The sequence below is a fragment of the Indolivaga alginatilytica genome (assembly GCF_003201355.1).
GTDB classification, from domain to species: domain Bacteria; phylum Bacteroidota; class Bacteroidia; order Bacteroidales; family Dysgonomonadaceae; genus Dysgonomonas_A; species Dysgonomonas_A alginatilytica.
This window is the reverse complement of sequence record NZ_QICL01000001.1, coordinates 247,084-268,164: the sequence shown is the minus strand read 5'-3', so window position 1 is coordinate 268,164 and position 21,081 is coordinate 247,084. Positions and strand designations below refer to the sequence as shown.

Below are 21,081 nucleotides of genomic sequence, written 5' to 3'. Positions count from 1 at the left end.
GTAACATCTATTTAGATAAAATAAAGGCATTTAACGAATCGTTGAGTGCCTTTGGTTGTTATATTTATCAAATAAACCAAGAGGTCTTCGACCTTCACAAAAAACAAATTATTATGTCAACCATATCTCCATCTAAAATTCGCTTTGGTATCGTTGGAACCAATTTTATAGTGGATACTGTGCTGGAAGCAGCACGGCTCGATCCCCGTTTCGAATTGACGGCTATATATTCGCGCACTCAGGAATCGGCTAATGTATTTGCCCAAAAGCATCAAATACCTCATACGTTTGTTTCGCTCGAAGATATGGCACAAAGCCCATTGATTGATGCTGTGTATATTGCTTCTCCCAACTTCTTGCATTCGTCGCAAAGTATTCAGTTTATGAAGCATGGTAAGCATGTATTGTGTGAAAAGCCATTTGCATCCAATGTTACAGAATGTAAGGCTATGATTGCCGCTGCTAAAGAATACAATGTGACTTTGATGGAGGCAATGAAATCGACTCTTACGCCTAACTTTAAAGCGGTGATGGAGAATATAAGTGCTTTGGGTACAATAAGACGCTATTTTGCAAGTTATTGCCAGTATTCATCCAGATACGATAAGTTGAAAGAGGGTATTGTTTTGAATGCTTTTAATCCTGCTTTTTCGAACGGATCGGTTATGGATTTGGGTGTGTATACTATTTACCCGATGGTGGTACTTTTCGGACGTCCGAAGAAGATAAGTGCAACAGGATTTATCTTGTCTACAGGTGCTGACGGGCAGGGAGCTGTAAATTTCGAATATGAAGGGATGAATGCCACGGTACTTTATTCGAAGATTGCCGATTCACATTTACCTACCGAAATACAGGGCGAGAAAGGTTTAATATCCCTTGATAAGATCAATACGATTGAGCAGGTAAAACTTTGCTTCAGACAAAAAGATGAATTGGAAATAAGTCATCGTGATCAGAAGAACGAGTATTATTATGAAATTGCCGAATTTATAGATCTTATACAATCGGGCAGGAGAGAGTCTGAGATAAACAGCTATGAAAATTCGTTGATAACTATCGAAATTGTTGATGAAATAAGAAAGCAATTGGGTGTTGTATATCCTGCGGATCTGTTAGATAATTTCAAAATTTAAGAATTTGTAAATGTGCTTTTTTTGAGATGACTAAAGTTCTTTAAATCGTTGTGTTTTTATTTAATTTTCATTAAATTTGTATAGGAAAATACAAATACTTTAACTCTAATAGTGTATGAAAATATATTTGTGTGTATTGTTTATCATGTCTTTGGCTTTTACAGGATGTGATAAAAAAGAATACATTTATGAAGAATTTGAGAAACCGACAATTGAAATTTTATCAACTGATATAGAATCTAAAGATGTCTGTGAGATAGAACTTAAGATAAACATCGGAGTCGGGGTTACTATTAAAAATGCATACCTTAAAGTTTGGGACGTAACTAGTGACTCTACTCAGTCTGAAGATTATAAAATAGAATTGACGCAAGATAGAGAGCAAATACATAAAGTAATAGTAAAAGCACTGAAAGATAAGCATGATTATAAAATAAGAGCAATACTTCGGTCGGATAATAATGAATATGTTAGCTCTCCGAAAATCATAAGATTTAGCGATATATTAATACAAAATGGGATCAATTATATTAATCTCTATTTAGGTGATAATGAGAGAGATTACTTTTATGTAGATGAGATAAATAAAATAGGAAAGAATCTGAAAAAAGGAGAACTCTTTTTATTTAATATTTATTATTCAAAATTACCTTCACAAAACACTAAAACTGAAATAAAACTTAATGGAAATATCCCCATCAGAACTTCGATAGAATATTCAGGCTGGATGGAGGATGGAGAGGTTTCAGGTATAGGATATTTACCGGAAGATATTGTTCCCGGTATATATACCATTCATGTTTATATGGATGAGGTCGAATATATATTAGAGTATAAAATTAGAATTTTGCCAGGTAGTAGCGAACGGTTTTATATTGATCCAAGACCTGATAAAGAGTCGTATATTGGAGATATTACTAATTATTTTGTTACAGATAATAAAGCCTATTATATTCATAATCTTATAGCCCCTTATACTGTATTGTCTTTTGATCTCAATACCCTAAAATGGAAAAAAATGCGAGATATTCCATTGAACTATTCAGACCAATATTTTAATATTCAACCACAGCGAATATCTTCTAATAATAACCACTATTTTTTATTTCGAATGTCGACGAAAGGATCATATGATTATGACTCTATGACATTATGGGAATATATAGAAGTGAATGATTCTTGGAGTCGAATTACTACTTATCCGGGATTAGGAGAAAGCGGATACATTGCTTTTATTGTTGGTGATAATATCTATATGGGAGGAGGAGTGAAAAACGTTTATAATGAGTATGGAGCATTTATTTCTCAAAAATCGGTCACTGATTTTTGGATATACAATATAAAAAATAAGACATGGAAAAGACTTGGAAATGTGCCTTATGATAGTACCGGATATGATATCTATGTAAACTCTACTTGCGTGAATGGTCATGATGTTTTTACTTTTACTCACTTCAGGGATTTGTGGAAATATAATTCTCAAAATGATCAGTGGAGTAAACTTGAAACATTAAGAGGTGGGCCATATGATCGTATATCTAGTAATTTATTATATTATAAAAATAAATTGTATTTAGTCGGAGGGCGAACATCAAAAGATAATATTGGGTTAAGAGATGTCTGGGAATATGATTTGAACTCAAATGTTTGGAGCTTAGTTGATATTCAAGAAAATGTATTTGGTACAACCTGGGGATTGGATATTCCATCATTCTTTTTTAATGATATCTTATATATTGGTTATGGTGCGCTGATGTATGATGATAAAGAATTTTTTTACAAAGTTAAAACGAAATAGCATTCTATTATGAGGTTAAGTTATTATTATATAACATATTTATTCTTTGTGATCCTAATTTTTTCAGCTTGTGAGAAAGAAGAAGTATTTGTTTCAGCAAAAGAGCCTGTTATAGCAAATCCAGACGAATCTTTTATTACAGGAGATTTTACTGTTGAGATTTTATCAAGAACAGATCACGATATTTTCCTAAAATGGTATCCTGTAGCTAATGCTGATAAATATGAAATTCTTGTAAATGACACAATGACTGTATCGGAAAATATAGTAAAAGAAAATAATAATAACTATTATTCTTTTAGGCTAACAAACTTAGAACCAGATACAGACTATAAATTATCAATAAGAGCTATAAGTAAAGATTTGAATATAAAATTAGCTTCAGGTACAACTAGAACTCATAAAGAGACTATTGCTAATGTTTTAAATGTTATTTTGGATAAATACAAATATGATAGAGTAGGTTTTGGGCATTGTATACCAGTTCAGGATAAAGGTTATCTACTAATTGGCAATGCTTTCGTTTTTGGAAAACAGAAAATCATATTATTAAAACTTGATTCGGATTATAATATCAGCTGGCTTAAAGAAAAAGATAATACAGATGAAGGTACAGCAGTTATTGATGTAAAAGAGTTTTCAAATGGCTCATTCTTGTTAATGCATAGTAAAGGTGCTACCCAGATAGATAAAGAGGGGAATCAGATTTGGAGTAAAGAAATTAAAGAGTCGAATAGTAAAGAGGATCTTTTGTTTAATAAATGTTTAACCCTTCCTGATGGATGTTCTGTTTTGGTAGGATCTTTATTTAGTTATGGTCCGACTAACAGGTATTATATTACAAAATTATCAAAAGAAGGAAATGTTTTATGGGAGATATATGGACCTAGCAGGACATATACTGATATGTATATATTGACTGCAATGAAATTATCGCCGAATAATAATATAGTTATAGCTGGAGCTACTTGGAATGATGGAATGGCTTATCAAGGGAGTGCCACATTGGCATTAGTTGAATGTGACTTAGATGGGAATTTAATTTCCGATATCACGTATGATATAGAAAAAATACCATATTATATTTTCGATATAAATAATATCTTTCCTGTAGAGAATAACTCTTTTTATATATTAGGTACTGCCAGCGATTATAGTTCTACTAGGCGTAATACAATAACTTTGACAATAAAAATAGATAATAATAGAGGTTTATGGTATAGAGAGAATAGTTTTTCAGCAGGAGGGTATTTTCCTAAAATAAACCTCGCGACTTTGAATGATGATGGAACTTTCTTTTGTATGATACATGATGATAGAGGAATTATTTTTGCCGATATTCGTTCAAATGGAGAGATCTCAAATTCGGTAGGGTATTATAATTATCCAAGTGGAATTTTTGCAATAAGAAATAAAGAGAATCAAATTGTATATTTTACAAGTGATGGTAGAATAATTACTCTAAATCCAGATGGCTATTCTTCCTCTAAGTAAATTTAGATAAAAATTTAAGGTTCTTCAGGCTTACTTTGTGAATCCTTAGTGTTTTTGTAGATATTTTAGGTGACGGATTCTTTGTGATTAAGATTCCTTTGCTTCGGATTATTTTTGTTATTTTTGTAGGGATCAAAAAAAGAACTAAGGTCGCAGGACTTCTTATTGCTTTGGTAAGTATAATAGAAATATCCAATTATTGCGATGAAGCCTGTCAATACATATTTAAGGCTATTTATTCTTCTATTTTTTGTTGAAGATAAACGAAAGGTCTCAGACCTTCCTATTGCTTTGGTAGATGCAAGTGTGACAGCTGATTATTCTTGAAGGATACAGCATATACATATGATATTATTTATTTAATTATAAACTGATTAACATGGCAACTCCATCATTTAAGTATCAGGAAACATTTCCAATGGGTAAAGATACTACCGAGTATTATCTGCTATCTAAAGATTATGTTTCTACCGCTACCTTTGAAGGTCAGGAAGTTTTGAAAGTCGCTCCCGAAGGTTTGACTCTCTTGGCTCAACACGCATTTCATGATGTTGAATTTTTGTTACGTCCCGAGCATCAGGCGCAGGTGGCGAAAATTTTATCAGACCCTCAGGCTAGTGATAATGATAAATTTGTAGCACTCACTTTTCTTCGTAATGCCGAAATTTCGGCACGTGGTATCCTTCCTTTCTGTCAGGATACAGGCACGGCTATTATTGTAGGCAAAAAAGGACAAAATGTATGGACTGGTAGCAATGATGAAGAGGCGTTGTCGAAAGGTGTGTACAATACATTTGTGGAAGACAATTTGAGATATTCTCAGAATGCAGCTCTTAATATGTATGATGAGATAAATACGGGTTGTAATCTGCCGGCTCAGATCGACTTGTATGCTACTAAAGGAAGTGAATATAAATTCTTATTCATAGCCAAAGGTGGAGGTTCTGCCAACAAAACATATTTGTATCAGGAAACAAAAGCATTACTTACTCCCGGAAAACTGGAGACTTTTCTGATCGAGAAAATGAAATCATTAGGTACAGCAGCTTGTCCTCCTTATCACATTGCATTTGCGATAGGTGGAACGTCAGCAGAAAGTAACCTGAAAACCGTAAAACTGGCTTCTACTAAATATTACGATAACCTGCCAACCGAGGGTAACGAAGGTGGACAGGCTTTCCGTGATCTGGAAATGGAAGCTAAATTGTTGAAAGCTGCTCAGGAACTTGGTTTAGGAGCACAATTCGGCGGTAAATATTTTGCTCACGATGTGCGTGTAATCCGTTTGCCACGCCACGGCGCTTCTTGCCCTGTGGGTATGGGAGTTTCTTGTTCGGCAGACCGTAACATCAAAGGTAAGATCAATAAAGATGGTATCTGGTTAGAGAAAATGGAGGATAATCCTTCACGTTTGATTCCTGCTGAATTTCAAAAAGAAGGTGAAGCGGGTGGCGTGAAAATCGATCTGAACCGTCCAATGCCAGAGATATTGGCTGAACTTAGTAAATATCCTGTATCTACACGTTTATCTCTTACGGGAACTATTATCGTAGGACGTGATATTGCTCATGCAAAACTTCAAGAGCGTCTGGATAAGGGAGAAGGTATGCCTCAGTATATCAAAGATCACCCGATCTATTATGCAGGGCCTGCTAAAACGCCTAAGGGATATGCTAGTGGTTCGATGGGACCAACTACTGCGGGTCGTATGGATTCGTATGTGGATGCTTTCCAAGCGGCAGGAGGCAGTCTTATAATGATTGCTAAGGGTAACCGTAGTAAACAGGTAACAGATGCTTGTCACAAACATGGAGGCTTCTATTTGGGAAGTATCGGTGGACCTGCTGCCATATTGGCTCAAACCAATATCAAGAGTCTGGAATGCGTTGAATACCCTGAATTGGGTATGGAGGCTATCTGGAAAATTGAAGTGGAAGATTTCCCTGCTTTCATTCTTGTGGATGATAAAGGAAATGACTTTTTTCAACAACTGAAACCAAATACAGGTTGCAGCTCAATGTAAGAATATATCGATATATTTATAAAGCAAAAGAGCAGCAAGGATAACCCTTGCTGCTCTTTGTTATTAAGAGGATTAAGTATATTTATTATTATTCAATGATTCTGAATGCATAGAAACTGCAATCTCCGGTGTTTTTCCCGACATTGGGCATATTAATGCCATTAATAGCAGCAGAATTAATAACATTACCTGCTAAAAAATAGTAGTCTTTGGCAATTCCACTGGTGTTATCTATGATGTATCGGCTCGTTAATACTCCTTTAATATCAGCCCAAACGCTGTTGCTGTCTTCTGTTCTTCCCAAGATGTCCGGCGAGGGTGTTCCATAAGTGGAGTTAGCATCGAGTGTTGTTTGATCTCCTATTGTCGAACGAACCCAGATTCTATAATGGGGTGGGGCACTTACACGGTTGCAATTGACTGTAAAGGCATATATAATAATCCACTTGCCGGGGTCTAATGTCATTTTAGCCCTCGTGTTTTTGTATAGGGTTTCATCTCCCATAATATCTACACCGTCCACATCAAATGTGCCTAGTACAGCTCCGGGTACATAATCTTCCCAATGAGCAAATCCGTTGGCGTTGGAGGTTAATACCTTATTGACACCTTGATAGCCGTCTTCTATCGTAAGCTGAGGGTTAGGCGATATTGATGTTCCTCCTGTTGCTATATGTAATTTGGTTGTAGGAGCGATTGTTCCTGTTCCTATATTGACGATAGTAGTAATTACTATATCGTCACCTGTTTGGTCGCTTGTAGTAGTTCCTGTTTCAGAATTATTTTTTTTTGGGTCGATATGTACCAAAATATTAGCCTGCGGATTTTGTGTGTTTATCCCTATTTGAGCAACAACCGTATGTGTCGAAAATGTTGTTAGAAATATAGGGACAAGTATTTGTTTGATAATGTTATTTCGCATAATTGATAAAGTTTAATAAATGATTGAAATCCACTGTTTAGTTATTCTTCATTTTCATAGCTATCATCCTGTTTTCTATAGATGAACTGCCGGCAAAATTTAGAAGGCTGGTTGTCTGAGGTAGATTTATTAACCCGCAATGTGATAGCATATAGTAATAAGTTTTAGATTGATTAGTTCTGTTATTTAGAATTATAAAGCCATCTAAAGTTCCATATCCGGTACTATATACTAATCCGGACATAAGATGTGCTCCCATTATATCAGGAGAAAATCCGCCGGAGGTATTATCCGAAAAAGTGCTTCTGATCCATGCTCTGCCTGTATAATCGGTAGATGGAGCACCCGCAATGGTTAGGTTGAGAGTTATTGTCACGAGCCATTGTCCGGGAGGTAATGTCAATGTGGTTCCGGTATAAAGATAGGAGGGGTATATTGAATAATCATATATTACCGGATTAATTCCATTTCCAAAATTTCCTATGACAGTTAGTATCTCACCTGCATGCCCCCAACTGGCATTACCTGATTCATCGGATTTTAATATTTTAGTATTGCCCTGAGAACCATCTTCTATTTTAATGGCTCCTCTGGTTGTAATATGCGATTTCAGATGTACTTTACTTATAGGATTGGTGTGTCCTAATGCTATATTTCCTTCCGAATTGATATATAGATCGTCGTCAGGTTCTGCGTCATTTAATGATCCTGTCGAATTGTTCCCCTTGGCATCTATATGCAGAGTGCCTCTTAGCGGGTTAGTTGTGTTGATGGATACCTGTGCATTTGCAATTATACTCAAAGCACTTAGTGTAATATATAATATATAGCGCATAATTTATTTTTTATTTGAGTAGTTTCAACTAATTATGACTGTAGCAATCTTTAGTCATTATACTTGCCAAAGCCATAAAAAGGTCTTGAGACCTTAAATGTCTGAGGGGATACGGAATGCTACCATAGAATCTTCACCCCAATAACCACCGGGATTTCTGAAAACAGTTATCTTCTCGGTATTATATGGCTTTGTACCTCCCATCATGTAATAATATCTCTTAGTTTGCGTACTCGTATTATTTACCACAAGAGACCCTGTGAGAGTACCTCCGTCCATACCGTCTGTCCAACTCATGCTCGATACTAAATTGGCTCCCTCTATATCCGGCGATAGTACATTGCTCAGAAGCTGACCATTGTTGCCAATTGTGGAAGCATCGGCCAGTGTTGAATTTATCCAGCATATTCCTTTTGGGTCAGACACTTCTGTTAGTAAGTACATCACTATCATAACAATCCACCTTCCCGGAGCCAGATCGATAGTCGCATTTGTATGATAGTAGTTAGGTGTAGATGTCGACAGATTGGGGCAATCAGCTGATCCTCTGTAATAAATAGCATCAAATGTGGTTAGTGCCTGCCAGGTAGCCAACCCGTTGTTATTGATTATACTGAGTATTTTGTCGTTGCCCTCATTACCATCTTCCAAGCGAAAAGCTGTTATCGGATTAGTAGCCGTTCCATTTGTTTTTATATGCAAAAGAGCGTCAGGGTTAATTGTGCCGATGCCTAATTTGCCATCATCAGTTACTATAACATCATCCGAAGCATTACTCCCATTTGGTTGCGTGTCACTCTTGGCGTCGATATGTAACATGCCTTTTGGGTCTCTGGTATTTATTCCGACTTGCGCATTGAGCAGGCCTATGCAAAAAATGCCGAATAATATTAGAAACTTTTTTTTCATTTTCATATTAGTTTATATATGTTAGTTATTATCATTTGATGAATGGAAATAGCGAAGCAGCAAAATGTAATCGCTACACACTGCTACCGGACATAGTTGTGACATAGGTAAACGGATGTTTCGTGCCGATTTTGAACGACAATAACAAAACAAATCTGCAACACGAAAACGTGTACCCAGACAACTATCAATATTTTTATTTAGGATATATTTACAAGACGAATAAGATGCGTCTTTTGGAAGAAACGAAAAAGAAAGACGGTAAATCTCGTCTAAGATATTTTTAGCGGTAACGTGTTTTTTAGTTCGTATTTTGACGCACATAATTAATTAAATAAATGAAATCAAGCTGTTACTTGAAAAATTTATCTATTAATTTGTTGTCATCGTTACTGTAAAGAATCACTTTACAGGCGCAAAGATAATAAAAAAATATATTTAGAGCTTGTTTAAATTCTACTCATTCTAATTTTTAGGGCTATTTTACGGTTAATTTATTCTTTTGAAAATATCCAGAGAAAATTTGAACAGGTATTTAGCCCAAATTTGATGTCGTTTTATGATAAGTTAAAGTCTGATTTTTAACTGAATAAACACTCTTTTTTATGAACGTTTTCTGAACTCGTGTGTTTATATTATATAGATCTTTAAAAAAATGTTATTATGGAAGGCAAGAAAAAACGCAGAATTTATACCATTATTGGTATTTGTGTGGCTGTTTCCTCTTTATTCTTTTTTTTACAGATTGGCGCGAGTGAACAGCTGAGTGTGGTGCAAGCGAGTCTTTATAGGCTATTTGGAATATTGGCAATCGTGTTAGGCTCAGTATTCGTCCTGTTTGGATTGCTTAGAGGACATCATCATGAATCTCATGAGTCGTAGTAAGATTCGGTGTCCATTGATTTAAAATCTAAGAAATTATTCGATATGAAGGGGAATGATTTCTTAGATTTTTTTGTTTTAGAGAAAATCCGCTTAAGGTGGAGTAATGTCATTTACCCTAAAAGCATATAAATTACCCGTACTTCCTACAGCCTGAAAGGTTGCACTGTTGGGTGACGTTGCATTACGAACCACTTTACCGGCCAGTAAATAATAATCTTTTTTTCCTGACGATTTATTGGTGATAAATATCTTTCCATTTACACTTGATCCCGGTGAGGCTTTGATATCATTAAATAAGGCTGCCGATATAGTTCCTTGCTCATCGGCAGATAATGTTAATGACGCTAGTGTAGAGGCATCGGCAAAACCAAAGTTCATCCACGAAAAATCGGGATTAGTTCCATTCCCAAGTATATTCAGCGATACAAAAACAACCCATTTTCCCGGATATAGTGATATTTTTGTATTTGTATTTACATAATTAGTATATGTATTGGATATATTAATGCCACTGCCCATCACACCTTTTTCTGTTCCCGGTACATAAACCTGCCAATATGCAGTTCCGCTGTTGTCGCTGGTCAAAACATATTTATCGGCCTGATACCCGTCTCTGATCGAAAATCCTTTCACGGGAGATGCCGAAGTACCAGCTGTCACAATATCCAGCTTAACGGTGGGAGTGCTTGTACCTACACCCAGATTACCCGATTTGTCAATAACAATATCTTCCTTTGTTTGGGCGGTAGTTGGCGTACCCGATGCAGCATTGTCTTTTGCCGGATCGATATGGAGTAATATATTCGACGAAGTTATATTATCGGTATTTATACCAATCTGCGAAAATCCCTCCAAAGGAATTATTATTAATGATATCAATAAAGTTAAATATTTCATTTTCATTTTTTTATTTAATGGTTGTCTTAGAATACTATCTTGAATGATTTTGTAGTTTTTTTACGGTTCTTGATAATCTATTGCAGAGGCATAGCTATAATACGGTTTTCGGTATGTGCAGGGTTAGCACTTGTTAGTATCCTGCCTGTGAGATTGAGGTGAGTAGGATAAGCGGAATTTACAATTTTCAAATAATAAGTTTTGGTGCTACTCGTCTTATTATTAATGATAACAAATCCCGAAATTATAGTTGCTGTTCTGAAATTGACATTGGCAGAGATCAATGATCCGATAGATGCAGTTCCATTGGCCGATCCTTCGATATCTTTCGATACCCCTGCACCGTTTGCAGGATAGAGAGTTCCATCTCCCGACAGATTATTGTCGGAAAAAGTAAGCCTGAAGAAAGACCTCTCCAAATACGAAGTGCCGTAACTTCCCGAAGCGGGGTCTACCCGATGGTCTACCATAACCACCCAACGCCCTTTGGGTAATTTGATATAAGCATTTGCATACATATTTGCATATACTAACGAGGGCGATATACTGGGAATAGTATAATTTGTAGTTTTTGTATATACTCCCCGTATAATAGAAATTTCTCCGGGATATCCCCATGATGCATTTCCCGAGGCGTCCGATAATAATATTTTGGAATCTCCTTCGGTGCCGTCCTCAAGGCGAAATGCTGGCTTTGAAGTTCCCGAGGGTCTGACCCAGATGTCGAGTTTATATGTAGGTGCAATATGCCCGATGCCAATATTGCCCGCCGATGAGATTATTACATCATCCACTGTCTGAGTGCTTGCAGGAGCTCCTGTCACATTATTATCGTTTTTAGGATCTATATGCAGAGCCCCCGATTGTGGGTTTGAGGTATTTATACCCACTTGTGCCGATGAGGATATTGTGATACACAAAAAAAATAACATCCATTTATAAACTGGTTTCATATTTAAGTCTTAAGTTTTTTAGTATGTTTTATAAATTTTGTGGCAATCGGTAAGCAATTATATTGTCTTCGCCTTTTGTGCCTCCTATTTGAGCATATAGAACAGAAGAGTCGGATGTGCCGTAAACAGTGGTTCTGCCCATATAATAATAGTAGGTTGTACTTGTCAGAGGATTGTTGATGATAAAGGTACCGTAGAGGATGCCCGCCGATCCGTATTTCCAGAATATACCCGAAACGTACTTTGCCCCTTCGATATGTGCAGAAGCTACGTCGGTTGTAGTTTGAGATAGATTTGTTTCCGAAAAAGTACTGCTGAGAGCTATACGGTCGTTAAATTGTGCTGTTGGAGAACCGGCCATGACGATATACATAGCCACTTGTACAAACCATTTTCCTTGAGGTAGGGTCAAAGTAGTACCCGAATTATAAAGAGTATTGCCGGTTACTGCCGGTTGTGTAATGCCTGTTGTACTTTTGACACCCGATATCCCCCCTTCAGGGATAATATTTGCCCACGTAGCTAAGCCGACGGCATTGGAAACCAATGCACGTTTGTCCGCCTGATTTCCGTCAACCAGCCTTAAACCATATACAGGAGTCGAAGTATCTGTACCTGCTGTCGCTGTTTTTATATGCAAGTAGGTCGATGGAGTACTAGTTCCGATACCGACATAGCCATCTTTGGTGACGATGATATCATCTGCATCTCCGCTGCCATTGAGTTGTGTATCTGCCTTAGGGTCTATATGAAAAATTCCTGATGGGTTTTCGGTATTGATTCCCACCTGTGCATTACACCATCCGATTGAGAATAAGCTAAAGATTAATATTAAATTCTTTTTCATTGTTAGGTAATTGATATAGTTAGTTATTCTGTTTGAAATTAAAAAAAGCAGCAGCGTATAATCACTATATGCTACTGCCTGAGATAGTTGTGTCATAGGTAAAGCTCTTGTTCGTGCAGAATTTGAACGACAACAACAAAACAAAAGCTCTGTACGATAAGCTTTACCGACAGAACTAGAAGTGTATTTATTGGGGAAATATTTGTATATTAAAAGCCTTGTGTATTTGGGACGCACCTGCAAAAAAAGACGGACTAAGCCGCCTGAAATATTTTTATTACCAGCGTGCTTGCTAGTTAATTCTCTCTCTCTCTCTCTCTCTCTCTCTCTCTCTCTCTCTCTCTCTCTAATATTTCGACGCACATAGACAAACTTAAATAGTTAAAATTTAAGTTGTTGAATGTCGATATGTTTGTTAATGCTGATGCCATTTTCGATGTAAAGAGTTATTTCACAGGGGCAAATGTAATAAAACTATTTTTAATTAGCTAAATTATTATTACATTAAAATTTTATATGTAAATGAAATTATTTAATGATATAATTCAATTTGTACGGGCAGATATGTGTGTCTGTCTTCTTTGGGCGAATATGTAGGTTCTTCCCTACACCAAAGCAATGAAAAGGTCGCAGACCTTGCTTTTTCTATCAACTAAAGATATATCTGCTATAATAGTTTTTAATTTCCCATCTGAAACAGGTACCCGAAAGTCATACAGGAGTTGTAATAATTGCCTCTTCTGTTACTTGCATCGTCCCATGCTCTTATCATCCCAAACTGAAAGGAATATCCGATATAGAGACTGTAAACAATAACGCTGAATCCTACTTGCGGACCAACATCAAATCTTTTTTTGTGATCAAAAATATTAGGTCTGGTTCTTTCTCCTGTCGTAAGATCGTCTACCCAATATCCTCCGTGTAGACCGTATTTGAAGAAGGGGCCGAAATCGAGACCGAAGCTTATATCTTCGTCTCCCATTCTACGGGACATAATCAGAGGAACTTCGAGATTGTATGTATATGCCGAATAAGCAGGTTTGAAGCGGCTTACCGATTTACTTCCTTCGAGATTATATAAAAGTGCTGGTTGAAAATACCAATGATCGGCAATCTCTTTACTGTACATAGCTCCTGCACTGAAACCTGCTCTACTCTTTGAACTACCGGTACTCAACGAAGATATGTTGAAACTACCTCTGAATCCCAGACGATATTGAGAATGAGCACTTCCGAATGTTAGAACGGTTAGGAGTATGATGATAATAGCCTTTTTCATTATTTTATTTTATTTACGAAAGTTACAAAAATAATCAATTTTGAATGATGGAAGTGTGAAAATCTATTAAATGTTTTTCTTTTCATGTTTTACCAATGTAAAAAGGAAACCATTTTTCAATGATTTCCTTTCTTGTAATTATCAATATACCTGTAAGGTAAAGTGGTTATTTTTAAATATCTAAATATCTTTTACTGTAATAGCGTCTACCGACGCAATAAACAGATCTGAGACCTTAGATAGATAGTATTTTTAGGGTATTAACCAGATTTTCGTTGATAGGCTTATTCTTCTTGATTGCTTTTGAGAATGGCACATATACCAGCTGATCGTTTTGTATACCGATCATTACATTGCGCTGATCGTCAAGTAATGCATCGATAGCTGCTGCTCCCATACGGCTGGCAAGTATACGGTCTGTAGCCGTTGGAGAACCTCCTCGTTGAAGGTGTCCCAGAATGGTTACACGTACATCGTACTGCGGGTATTCTTTTTTTACACGTTCAGCCATAGCCATAGCGCCACCTGTAATATCGCCTTCGGTGACAAGAACGAGACTACTGTTTTTGCTTTTTCTGAATCCCTGTGAAATTAATTCGCCCAACTGGTCGGTACCGTACATTCTCTCGGGAATGATGGCTGCCTCTGCTCCGGTTGCAATAGCTCCGTTAAGAGCCAGATAACCGCATTCGCGTCCCATCACTTCGATGAAGAACAGGCGTTCGTGTGAACTGGCAGTATCTCTGATTTTATCCACAGCTTCCATTATCGTATTCAGAGCTGTGTCGTAACCGATAGTCATATCGGTTCCGTTAAGGTCATTGTCTATTGTACCGGGTAAACCTACGATCGGAATGTTATGTTCCTGAGCAAGAATGCGTGCACCTGTCAAAGATCCGTCTCCTCCAATTACAACTAAGGCGTCTATACCTTCGCGTTGCATTGCCTCGTATGCTATCTGACGTCCTTCGACGCTCATAAATTCTTTGCAACGGGCTGTTTTGAGGATTGTACCCCCTTGTTGTATAATATTACTGACACTGTTGCTTCTGAAAGGGATGATCTCATCAAATATAAGACCTCTGTACCCTCTCATAATACCTTTAACTTCGATGTTATTGTATATAGCAGCACGAGTGACAGCGCGGATTGCTGCATTCATTCCAGGGGCATCGCCTCCCGAGGTCAAAACGCCAATACATTTAATATTTGCCATAATTCTTAAGACTATATATATTTTAAGTAGTGAATCTATTTAATGATATGTTTTCCACTAGTAGGGGCAGACCTTTGTGTCTGTCCTATTCAGGCGAACACATAGGTCTGCCCCTACATCCAAGTAATAAAAAGGTCTGCGACCTTACTTATTCTTCCAGATGCGATGAAATTTCGTCTATTCTTTTTTCAACTTCTTCCATTTGCCATTTAGGAGTCGAAGTGGCTCCGCATACACCTATGGAAAGTCCTTTCTTTATAATGGACGGGTCAATTTCGTCTGGCGAAGATACGAAATAAGAATTTGTATTGTATTTTTTACACTCAGAAAAAAGCACTTTTCCGTTAGAACTTTTTTGTCCCGCCACAAAAAGTATAATATCATGCTTAGTTGCGAATTCCTTGATGTTGGGTATTCTGTTCGAAACTTGTCGGCATATGGTATCTACATACTCAAATTGAGCGCCGTTTTGCATTCTCGATTCGATGATGTCGATCACTTCCCTGAATCCGTCAAGAGGTTTAGTGGTTTGCGAGAACAGACAAATATTTCTGGTGAAGTCTAATTTGTCCAGTTCTTCTTTTTTCTCGATAACAATGGCACGGGCATCCGTTTGTCCCATTAGTCCGTTTACCTCGGCATGACCTTTCTCTCCGTAGATGACGATTTGAGTGTCGTTATCTATCTCCGTCTTGTGTTTATCTTTGATTCGTCTTTGAAGGCGAAGTACCACAGGACATGAGGCATCAATAATTTCGATATTGTTCTCTTTTGCAATCTCGTAAGTGCTGGGTGGCTCACCATGTGCACGAAGCAACACTCTTGCATTCTTCAACTCTGCAAATTGTTCGTGATTGATGGTTTTTAGTCCTAACTTTTCTAAGCGTTCTACTTCCAGATTATTGTGTACAATATCGCCCAGACAGTATAGTATACCACCTTTGTCCAATTCTTCTTCCGCTTTCTTTATAGCATTTACTACCCCGAAGCAGAAGCCCGATTTTGAATCTATTTCTATTGTATTCATTGTGATGTGATATGATTGAATTTATCAAGGAGCCATTGCATTTGTTGCTCCTTGGTTAGTGTTGAATTGTCGAGCACCAGAGCGTCCCCGGCTTGCGTCAGAGGGCTTTCTTCGCGGTGCTGATCAATGTAATCTCTTTGTCTTATATTGTCTAAAACCTCGTTAAACGTTGTTTCGGTATCTCCTTTAGCATGAAGCTCGTCCAGACGGCGTTGTGCTCTGATATCGGGACTTGCTGTTACGAAAAATTTAAGCTCGGCATCGGGGAAAACGACAGTGCCTATGTCTCTGCCATCCATGACGATACCTTTCATTTTACCCATTTCCTGTTGTTGCAGAACCATCGCCCTGCGTACAAAACCTACTGCACTGGCGTAGCTTACTTTGTTGGAAACTTCCATTGTGCGGATTTCCTTCTCTACATTTACGCCATTGAGATATGTTTCGGGTGTGGCTGTTTCCTTATTCAGCTTGAAACTTATATGTATATCTTTTATATGTTGACTCAATTTCTCTTCATTTAATACATCTCCGTCGAACAGGTTATTTTGGATACAGTACAGAGTAATAGCTCTGTACATGGCTCCGCTGTCGATGTATATATACCCTATTTGTTTAGCTAAATCTTTAGCCATAGTACTTTTTCCACATGACGAAAACCCGTCAATTGCAATTGTAATCGTTTTCATTATTTGCTATATTTACAACAATAGTATGTTTAAAATGTTCGTTGAATTCGGATGCAGAGGTCACAGGCCTCTCTTTTCTTTTAGAATTTGGAGATATCAACGGCTAAGCTGAAATGATAGGTGGTAGCCGCCGGGTGAAATTTAGCCAGTGAAAAACCGATACTGAATTTTTGGATACGTATACCTGCACCTCCGTTGAAGCCTCCGAATTTGTTCCCATCCTCCAATGCCATATCGTAATGTACCTTGGGATTGAAGCCTGCGCTTATCCAGAAGTTTTCGGAAGGAATAATGTCTACTCCCAATATGGTGTGCTTGAATGCGGTTTTAAGAAAACCGTCGTCACTTGTATCTATACCGTTAGCCTCGTTTACTCTGGCAAAGTCCCATTGAGTGAGGTATACCGCAGTAAGCGAAAGGCGGATAGGGGCGTTGTTCAGCTTTTTACTTATGCCCAGTTGTACGTCCCAGGGCAAGCCCACACGCTTGTCGTCGTAGGACGATATCTGGCTACCCATGTTTTTGAGTACCAAACCCGCAGAAAATTCGCGATCTTCATTATAATAACTCAGACCGACATCGAATCCGATGGCTGTAGATGAATAATCCTCATAGTTTGATGTTATAAACTTTGCTGTAACACCTCCTCTTAACCTGTTGGTCAGCATATGGCTGTATACTCCGTTTACGGCTATGTCTTTACCAGAGAAACTTCCGATAACTTCGCCGTTAATTGCCTCTTTAAAATCTCCGTAATCTATATAATTTACGCCTACGGCAAACGAATTATTTTCACGAATGGATTTACCGAAAATGGCACTTCCCACCTTTATGTCCGATATGTATGAAAGGAAATTGACATTGGCATTCATGTTCATTTCGGGGCCTAGTGCTGCGGGATTGAGAAAAACGAGTGAAATGTCGTTTTCTATGACCGAAATATTTGTTCCGCCCAGTGCATTTGCCCGTGTTGAGGTAGGCAGCCCAAGGAAACTAAAGGCTCTTTCACCCTCTTGGGCGAAAGACTGAAATATGGCTATTGTACAAATAATGCTTGCTATACAAGCCTTTATTCTGTTCATGAACGATCCTGCTGATTTTGAGGTCTTAGACCTTAAATAATATTGCTTTAAATACTTACAGTTGTTTTATTGTACTTTGCAAAGATAATTTTATTCTTTTGATTATGTAACGCCTTTTGCTGTTTCCGGTCTTTTTCCTTCATTAAAATAAAAAAAAGCAGAATTTGGCTTGTATTCCCATATCCTGCTTTTTGTGGTTTCTTTTTTCGATTATATCTCTTCCGATGTTTCCTTATCTTTTTCCTGAGTGAGATCGATCATGGTACGGACTAGTCCTGCTACGGTGAAATAGATACCTTTTTTTATCCATTCTGCATCTTCAAAAGAAACGGAGTATGTTCCTGTGGATATGGTGGCTGTCAGTTCTTCGCTTTCTAACATTTGAGTACATATTTCTTTTTCCATTTCCAATACTTTATCGAGTTGAGTATCAATAAGGTCTTTCAGATCGTTGGTTGTGAATATCTCGGCAATATGTAAATCGTCATATAAAAGTTCAAAATCTTCGGGATCATCAATAACTCTGTCTTGTGTAGGTAATGATTCTAATAAAATACTTTCCAGAGAATTGATATCGAACTGATCTGCTTCCTGAGAATAGGCTGGCAGGAGGATAAAGCAAAAGAATAGAGCGCAGATTAATGATCTGAGCCTATTTGTATTAACGGTTAGTGGCATGTGGTCGGTATATGTGATTAATTGGAATCAGTAGTTGAATTGTCAGTAATGAACTCTCTTTTAAGCTATTAATTTCCTACGCACAATCAAAGATTGTTTGTGTTCCTTTTGCCCAAAGCCGCAAAAGGAACCAAAAAGTCTTTTGCCGACCACTTACGGTGGTGATCCGTTAGCAACTTGCCATCGGAATAAAATAAGCCGTCCTGTCGGACTTTTGTATTTTATTCTTAACGACAGCTTCGTTGAACGGATACCTCACCCCCGAAGTAAACGTCGGCTTTGCTTACGCCCGTCAGGCTCTCCGACCTTGACGGTTGCACGGGGTACCCGATGTGGGAGGAAAGCGTAAAAAACAAAAAGAAATCAAAGTCAAAAGTAGTTTTTTGTTTTCGCTTTCAAACACCTATCGGGTCGGGCAAGAGGCACAGTCTTGATCTTTTGTTTCGTTTTGCATCAAGGCAAAATGAAAGACAAACCTCGATAGAGGTGCGTCAGTAAAAAAAGAGCGTTTTATATAATCCAATTACTGATTCGCATTATTAGTTAATGTGTATGAGCATCATTTTTTGTCTTTGAGCATCTGTTCCAAGATATTCACTTTTTCTTGTTCTGCTTTCAGCATACGTTCAAGTAGTTCAATTTTTCCATCGTATAGTTCTATAACTTTATCCAAAGGATTAAAGGTACACTTGTAATGAATGGCATAGCTTACGGCTTCATCTTGAAATGTATTTGCTATAATATTAATAGCAGCCTCATCGCTAAAGTTTTTAATTGCTTCTACAGAAACATTTAGAGCTTTTGCGATATTGTTTAAAAGTTCATCTTCCAAAATATCTTTTTGCTCGATCTTTGAAATTGTCTGTTGTGATACTTGCAGTTTATCGGCTAAATCTTCTTGCTTCACACCTAGTATTTCACGTAGGCGCTTGACGCTATATCCGTCATTTCTCTTTTTCGTTTCGAAAGATGTATTCATATTCTATATCTATAGCTGTTTTTTCTAATTTTTTATTTTTCAAATATACAAAAATAACCTAAATCACGGAGCGTATTTTACTCCCCTAATTTTGTGCTTTACAATCAGCAGTGTTTTTATACGTGCTGATACTCTTTTATTTTTGTTTCAAAATTAACATAACAGAATGAAAATGCTGGAGAATATTTTAAATAAACTTTACAGGACGAAAGAAACTCCCGAAATTTTGTTGTTTCGCCAAAAGGTAGAAAGCATTGCAGCAAAATTAGAATACCTGAAAAGTATGGAGCCGCAAACTGATGAGGATTACCTAAATATTCCGTTGATTGTGCAATATGCAAAACTGACTACTGAAATAAATCTGGAAATTGCCGAAATATATATAGCGGATGTGCTTGAATGAAATATTAATGTCGATTGGCATTGCAAAACACTATCTGTTTTCTGCAATACTTATTAACCGCAAAGGTACGAAGGACGCTATTGTCTGTTTGAAATCTGTACATAACAAAAAATATCTTGGCGTTCTTTGCTCCTTTGCGGTTAAAATAAATAGTTCTTTTTCGGTATCCCCCTCTTTTTTACATGGATGTACGACCTTGCATTTCTATGATTTGCAGCTTTGCCCAGATTTTTATACCCGACGGTTTAGTGTAAGGTAGAGGGTCGAGATAGGGTATCGATTTCTTGGGGTCGCTGCTGACGTCCGTTGCCTGAAAACTGAGGCTGACCTCGGCAGGGTAATTGCCCGAGAATTTGACGTACCAAACACGTGCCGACAGGTAATCGGAATACACAAAGTAATCCTGAGTTGTTATTTCGGGTCTTGTATGGTAGCTGTTGGTAGCAGTTCCACCCGTGGTGAAAAGTAATTTTCCGTATTCGCGTACATCTTCTACGTCGGCTGTAACGATGACAAAGTAACCTGCATAACCCGAGCTGGTAAAACGGGCGGGAAGCACCAGAGTACCTCCGTTGTTTTTGGTAGTGAGTCCGATTTCATTCGAAAGGAAAGTCGAACTGCCATTGATCGGAACGGGAGTTGTGGTTATATTGTTGGTCTGAACCTCTACCTGCCATTCCGAAACCCTGTATCCTGCCATCGAAAAGTATCTCCATTCGGCTAAACCTTCTTCGTTCGAAGAAAAAAGGAATCTGTCTTCCCGCGGATTACCTCCCCTGAGTCTTATTTTGCCGTTCTGAATATGAAGTTTTGCCTCTGGGGTGGTTGTGCCTATTCCCATTTTACCGTCGCTGTCGATAACCACATCGTCCGAACTGTTAGTTGACGAGGCCGTAGTATCTCCGTTGGGATCTACATGTATATTTAGTCCGTTTTTCGGGCTGGCAATATTTATGCCAATCTGAGCTGAGAGGTTGAGTGATGTGATGAAGAGTATAGTTATATAAAGATATTTTTTCATATACTGTT

General features: G+C 37.6%; 20 protein-coding genes. 6 read left to right on the top strand and 14 right to left on the bottom strand.

Going from position 1 to position 21,081, the window contains the following annotated elements:
* The first annotated feature begins 113 nt into the window (after nt 1–113).
* The 4 genes from CLV62_RS01140 (at nt 114) to CLV62_RS01125 (ending at nt 6,451) form a co-directional block, all read left to right on the top strand.
* Nucleotides 114–1,136 (top strand): Gfo/Idh/MocA family protein, encoded by a 1,023-nt coding sequence (locus CLV62_RS01140; RefSeq protein ID WP_110308944.1) that lies wholly within the window; start codon nt 114–116, stop codon nt 1,134–1,136.
* 115 nt (nt 1,137–1,251) lie between these two features.
* Nucleotides 1,252–2,934: a kelch repeat-containing protein gene (locus CLV62_RS01135; protein ID WP_110308943.1), complete on the top strand. Its 1,683-nt coding sequence runs from the start codon at nt 1,252–1,254 to the stop codon at nt 2,932–2,934.
* A gap of 9 nt (nt 2,935–2,943) precedes the next feature.
* Nucleotides 2,944–4,428 (top strand): fibronectin type III domain-containing protein, encoded by a 1,485-nt coding sequence (locus CLV62_RS01130; protein WP_110308942.1) that lies wholly within the window; start codon nt 2,944–2,946, stop codon nt 4,426–4,428.
* Between the two features lie 379 nt (nt 4,429–4,807).
* Nucleotides 4,808–6,451 carry a fumarate hydratase gene (locus CLV62_RS01125; protein WP_110308941.1) on the top strand — a complete coding sequence of 548 codons (1,644 nt, stop codon included), beginning with the start codon at nt 4,808–4,810 and terminating at the stop codon, nt 6,449–6,451.
* Between the two features lie 88 nt (nt 6,452–6,539).
* On the opposite strand, the gene CLV62_RS01120 is transcribed toward CLV62_RS01125, so the two are convergent.
* From CLV62_RS01120 to CLV62_RS01110, 3 genes are all read right to left on the bottom strand, one after another.
* Entirely contained in the window at nt 6,540–7,373 is an 834-nt protein-coding gene (locus CLV62_RS01120; RefSeq protein ID WP_110308940.1) for a hypothetical protein, read from the bottom strand.
* A gap of 37 nt (nt 7,374–7,410) precedes the next feature.
* Entirely contained in the window at nt 7,411–8,208 is a 798-nt protein-coding gene (locus CLV62_RS01115) for a hypothetical protein (protein ID WP_110308939.1), read from the bottom strand.
* 93 nt (nt 8,209–8,301) lie between these two features.
* Nucleotides 8,302–9,117, bottom strand: a complete 816-nt coding sequence (locus CLV62_RS01110) for a hypothetical protein (protein ID WP_146212660.1) — start codon at nt 9,115–9,117, stop codon at nt 8,302–8,304.
* Between the two features lie 663 nt (nt 9,118–9,780).
* Between CLV62_RS01110 and CLV62_RS01105 the strand changes: the two genes are divergently transcribed.
* On the top strand, nt 9,781–9,999 hold the full coding sequence (locus CLV62_RS01105; RefSeq protein WP_110308937.1) for a hypothetical protein: 219 nt from the start codon (nt 9,781–9,783) through the stop codon (nt 9,997–9,999).
* Nucleotides 10,000–10,092: 93 nt separating this feature from the next.
* Here the strand turns inward: CLV62_RS01105 and CLV62_RS01100 are convergent, their stop codons facing one another.
* The 10 genes from CLV62_RS01100 to CLV62_RS01055 form a co-directional block, all read right to left on the bottom strand.
* Nucleotides 10,093–10,899 (bottom strand): hypothetical protein, encoded by an 807-nt coding sequence (locus CLV62_RS01100; RefSeq protein ID WP_146212659.1) that lies wholly within the window; start codon nt 10,897–10,899, stop codon nt 10,093–10,095.
* A 77-nt stretch (nt 10,900–10,976) separates the two neighbouring features.
* On the bottom strand, nt 10,977–11,852 hold the full coding sequence (locus CLV62_RS01095) for a hypothetical protein (protein ID WP_146212658.1): 876 nt from the start codon (nt 11,850–11,852) through the stop codon (nt 10,977–10,979).
* 28 nt (nt 11,853–11,880) lie between these two features.
* Nucleotides 11,881–12,699, bottom strand: a complete 819-nt coding sequence (locus CLV62_RS01090; protein WP_146212657.1) for a hypothetical protein — start codon at nt 12,697–12,699, stop codon at nt 11,881–11,883.
* A gap of 679 nt (nt 12,700–13,378) precedes the next feature.
* Nucleotides 13,379–13,978 (bottom strand): outer membrane beta-barrel protein, encoded by a 600-nt coding sequence (locus tag CLV62_RS01085; protein WP_110308933.1) that lies wholly within the window; start codon nt 13,976–13,978, stop codon nt 13,379–13,381.
* A gap of 235 nt (nt 13,979–14,213) precedes the next feature.
* Nucleotides 14,214–15,194, bottom strand: coding sequence for a 6-phosphofructokinase (pfkA, locus tag CLV62_RS01080; protein WP_110308932.1), 981 nt, complete (start codon nt 15,192–15,194; stop codon nt 14,214–14,216).
* Between the two features lie 148 nt (nt 15,195–15,342).
* Nucleotides 15,343–16,221 (bottom strand): 4-hydroxy-3-methylbut-2-enyl diphosphate reductase, encoded by an 879-nt coding sequence (locus CLV62_RS01075; RefSeq protein ID WP_110308931.1) that lies wholly within the window; start codon nt 16,219–16,221, stop codon nt 15,343–15,345.
* Nucleotides 16,218–16,910: a (d)CMP kinase gene (gene cmk / locus CLV62_RS01070; protein ID WP_110308930.1), complete on the bottom strand. Its 693-nt coding sequence runs from the start codon at nt 16,908–16,910 to the stop codon at nt 16,218–16,220. Before cmk ends, CLV62_RS01075 begins: the two co-directional genes overlap by 4 nt.
* A gap of 80 nt (nt 16,911–16,990) precedes the next feature.
* A complete protein-coding gene (porQ, locus tag CLV62_RS01065) occupies nt 16,991–17,992 on the bottom strand; it encodes a type IX secretion system protein PorQ (protein WP_146212656.1) in 1,002 nt (333 codons plus the stop codon).
* A 210-nt stretch (nt 17,993–18,202) separates the two neighbouring features.
* Entirely contained in the window at nt 18,203–18,670 is a 468-nt protein-coding gene (locus CLV62_RS01060) for a hypothetical protein (RefSeq protein WP_110308929.1), read from the bottom strand.
* 559 nt (nt 18,671–19,229) lie between these two features.
* Entirely contained in the window at nt 19,230–19,649 is a 420-nt protein-coding gene (locus CLV62_RS01055; RefSeq protein WP_110308928.1) for a helix-turn-helix transcriptional regulator, read from the bottom strand.
* A gap of 172 nt (nt 19,650–19,821) precedes the next feature.
* On the opposite strand from CLV62_RS01055, the gene CLV62_RS01050 reads away from it, so the two are divergent.
* On the top strand, nt 19,822–20,052 hold the full coding sequence (locus tag CLV62_RS01050) for a hypothetical protein (protein WP_146212655.1): 231 nt from the start codon (nt 19,822–19,824) through the stop codon (nt 20,050–20,052).
* Between the two features lie 178 nt (nt 20,053–20,230).
* Here CLV62_RS01050 and CLV62_RS01045 read toward each other — a convergent pair whose 3' ends face one another.
* Nucleotides 20,231–21,073 (bottom strand): hypothetical protein, encoded by an 843-nt coding sequence (locus CLV62_RS01045; RefSeq protein WP_110308926.1) that lies wholly within the window; start codon nt 21,071–21,073, stop codon nt 20,231–20,233.
* Nucleotides 21,074–21,081: the final 8 nt, after the last annotated feature.

Bases quoted from the DNA above. Each gene is read 5' to 3' on its own strand.
- CLV62_RS01045 (WP_110308926.1), bottom strand. From the start codon at position 21,073: ATGAAAAAATATCTTTATATAACTATACTCTTCATCACATCACTCAAC.
- CLV62_RS01055 (WP_110308928.1), bottom strand. From the start codon at position 19,649: ATGAATACATCTTTCGAAACGAAAAAGAGAAATGACGGATATAGCGTC.
- cmk (WP_110308930.1), bottom strand. From the start codon at position 16,910: ATGAAAACGATTACAATTGCAATTGACGGGTTTTCGTCATGTGGAAAA.
- CLV62_RS01110 (WP_146212660.1), bottom strand. From the start codon at position 9,117: ATGAAAAAAAAGTTTCTAATATTATTCGGCATTTTTTGCATAGGCCTG.
- pfkA (WP_110308932.1), bottom strand. From the start codon at position 15,194: ATGGCAAATATTAAATGTATTGGCGTTTTGACCTCGGGAGGCGATGCC.
- CLV62_RS01085 (WP_110308933.1), bottom strand. From the start codon at position 13,978: ATGAAAAAGGCTATTATCATCATACTCCTAACCGTTCTAACATTCGGA.
- CLV62_RS01125 (WP_110308941.1), top strand. From the start codon at position 4,808: ATGGCAACTCCATCATTTAAGTATCAGGAAACATTTCCAATGGGTAAA.
- CLV62_RS01090 (WP_146212657.1), bottom strand. From the start codon at position 12,699: ATGAAAAAGAATTTAATATTAATCTTTAGCTTATTCTCAATCGGATGG.
- CLV62_RS01140 (WP_110308944.1), top strand. From the start codon at position 114: ATGTCAACCATATCTCCATCTAAAATTCGCTTTGGTATCGTTGGAACC.
- CLV62_RS01100 (WP_146212659.1), bottom strand. From the start codon at position 10,899: ATGAAATATTTAACTTTATTGATATCATTAATAATAATTCCTTTGGAG.
- CLV62_RS01120 (WP_110308940.1), bottom strand. From the start codon at position 7,373: ATGCGAAATAACATTATCAAACAAATACTTGTCCCTATATTTCTAACA.
- CLV62_RS01135 (WP_110308943.1), top strand. From the start codon at position 1,252: ATGAAAATATATTTGTGTGTATTGTTTATCATGTCTTTGGCTTTTACA.
- porQ (WP_146212656.1), bottom strand. From the start codon at position 17,992: ATGAACAGAATAAAGGCTTGTATAGCAAGCATTATTTGTACAATAGCC.
- CLV62_RS01060 (WP_110308929.1), bottom strand. From the start codon at position 18,670: ATGCCACTAACCGTTAATACAAATAGGCTCAGATCATTAATCTGCGCT.
- CLV62_RS01130 (WP_110308942.1), top strand. From the start codon at position 2,944: ATGAGGTTAAGTTATTATTATATAACATATTTATTCTTTGTGATCCTA.
- CLV62_RS01095 (WP_146212658.1), bottom strand. From the start codon at position 11,852: ATGAAACCAGTTTATAAATGGATGTTATTTTTTTTGTGTATCACAATA.
- CLV62_RS01075 (WP_110308931.1), bottom strand. From the start codon at position 16,221: ATGAATACAATAGAAATAGATTCAAAATCGGGCTTCTGCTTCGGGGTA.
- CLV62_RS01105 (WP_110308937.1), top strand. From the start codon at position 9,781: ATGGAAGGCAAGAAAAAACGCAGAATTTATACCATTATTGGTATTTGT.
- CLV62_RS01050 (WP_146212655.1), top strand. From the start codon at position 19,822: ATGCTGGAGAATATTTTAAATAAACTTTACAGGACGAAAGAAACTCCC.
- CLV62_RS01115 (WP_110308939.1), bottom strand. From the start codon at position 8,208: ATGCGCTATATATTATATATTACACTAAGTGCTTTGAGTATAATTGCA.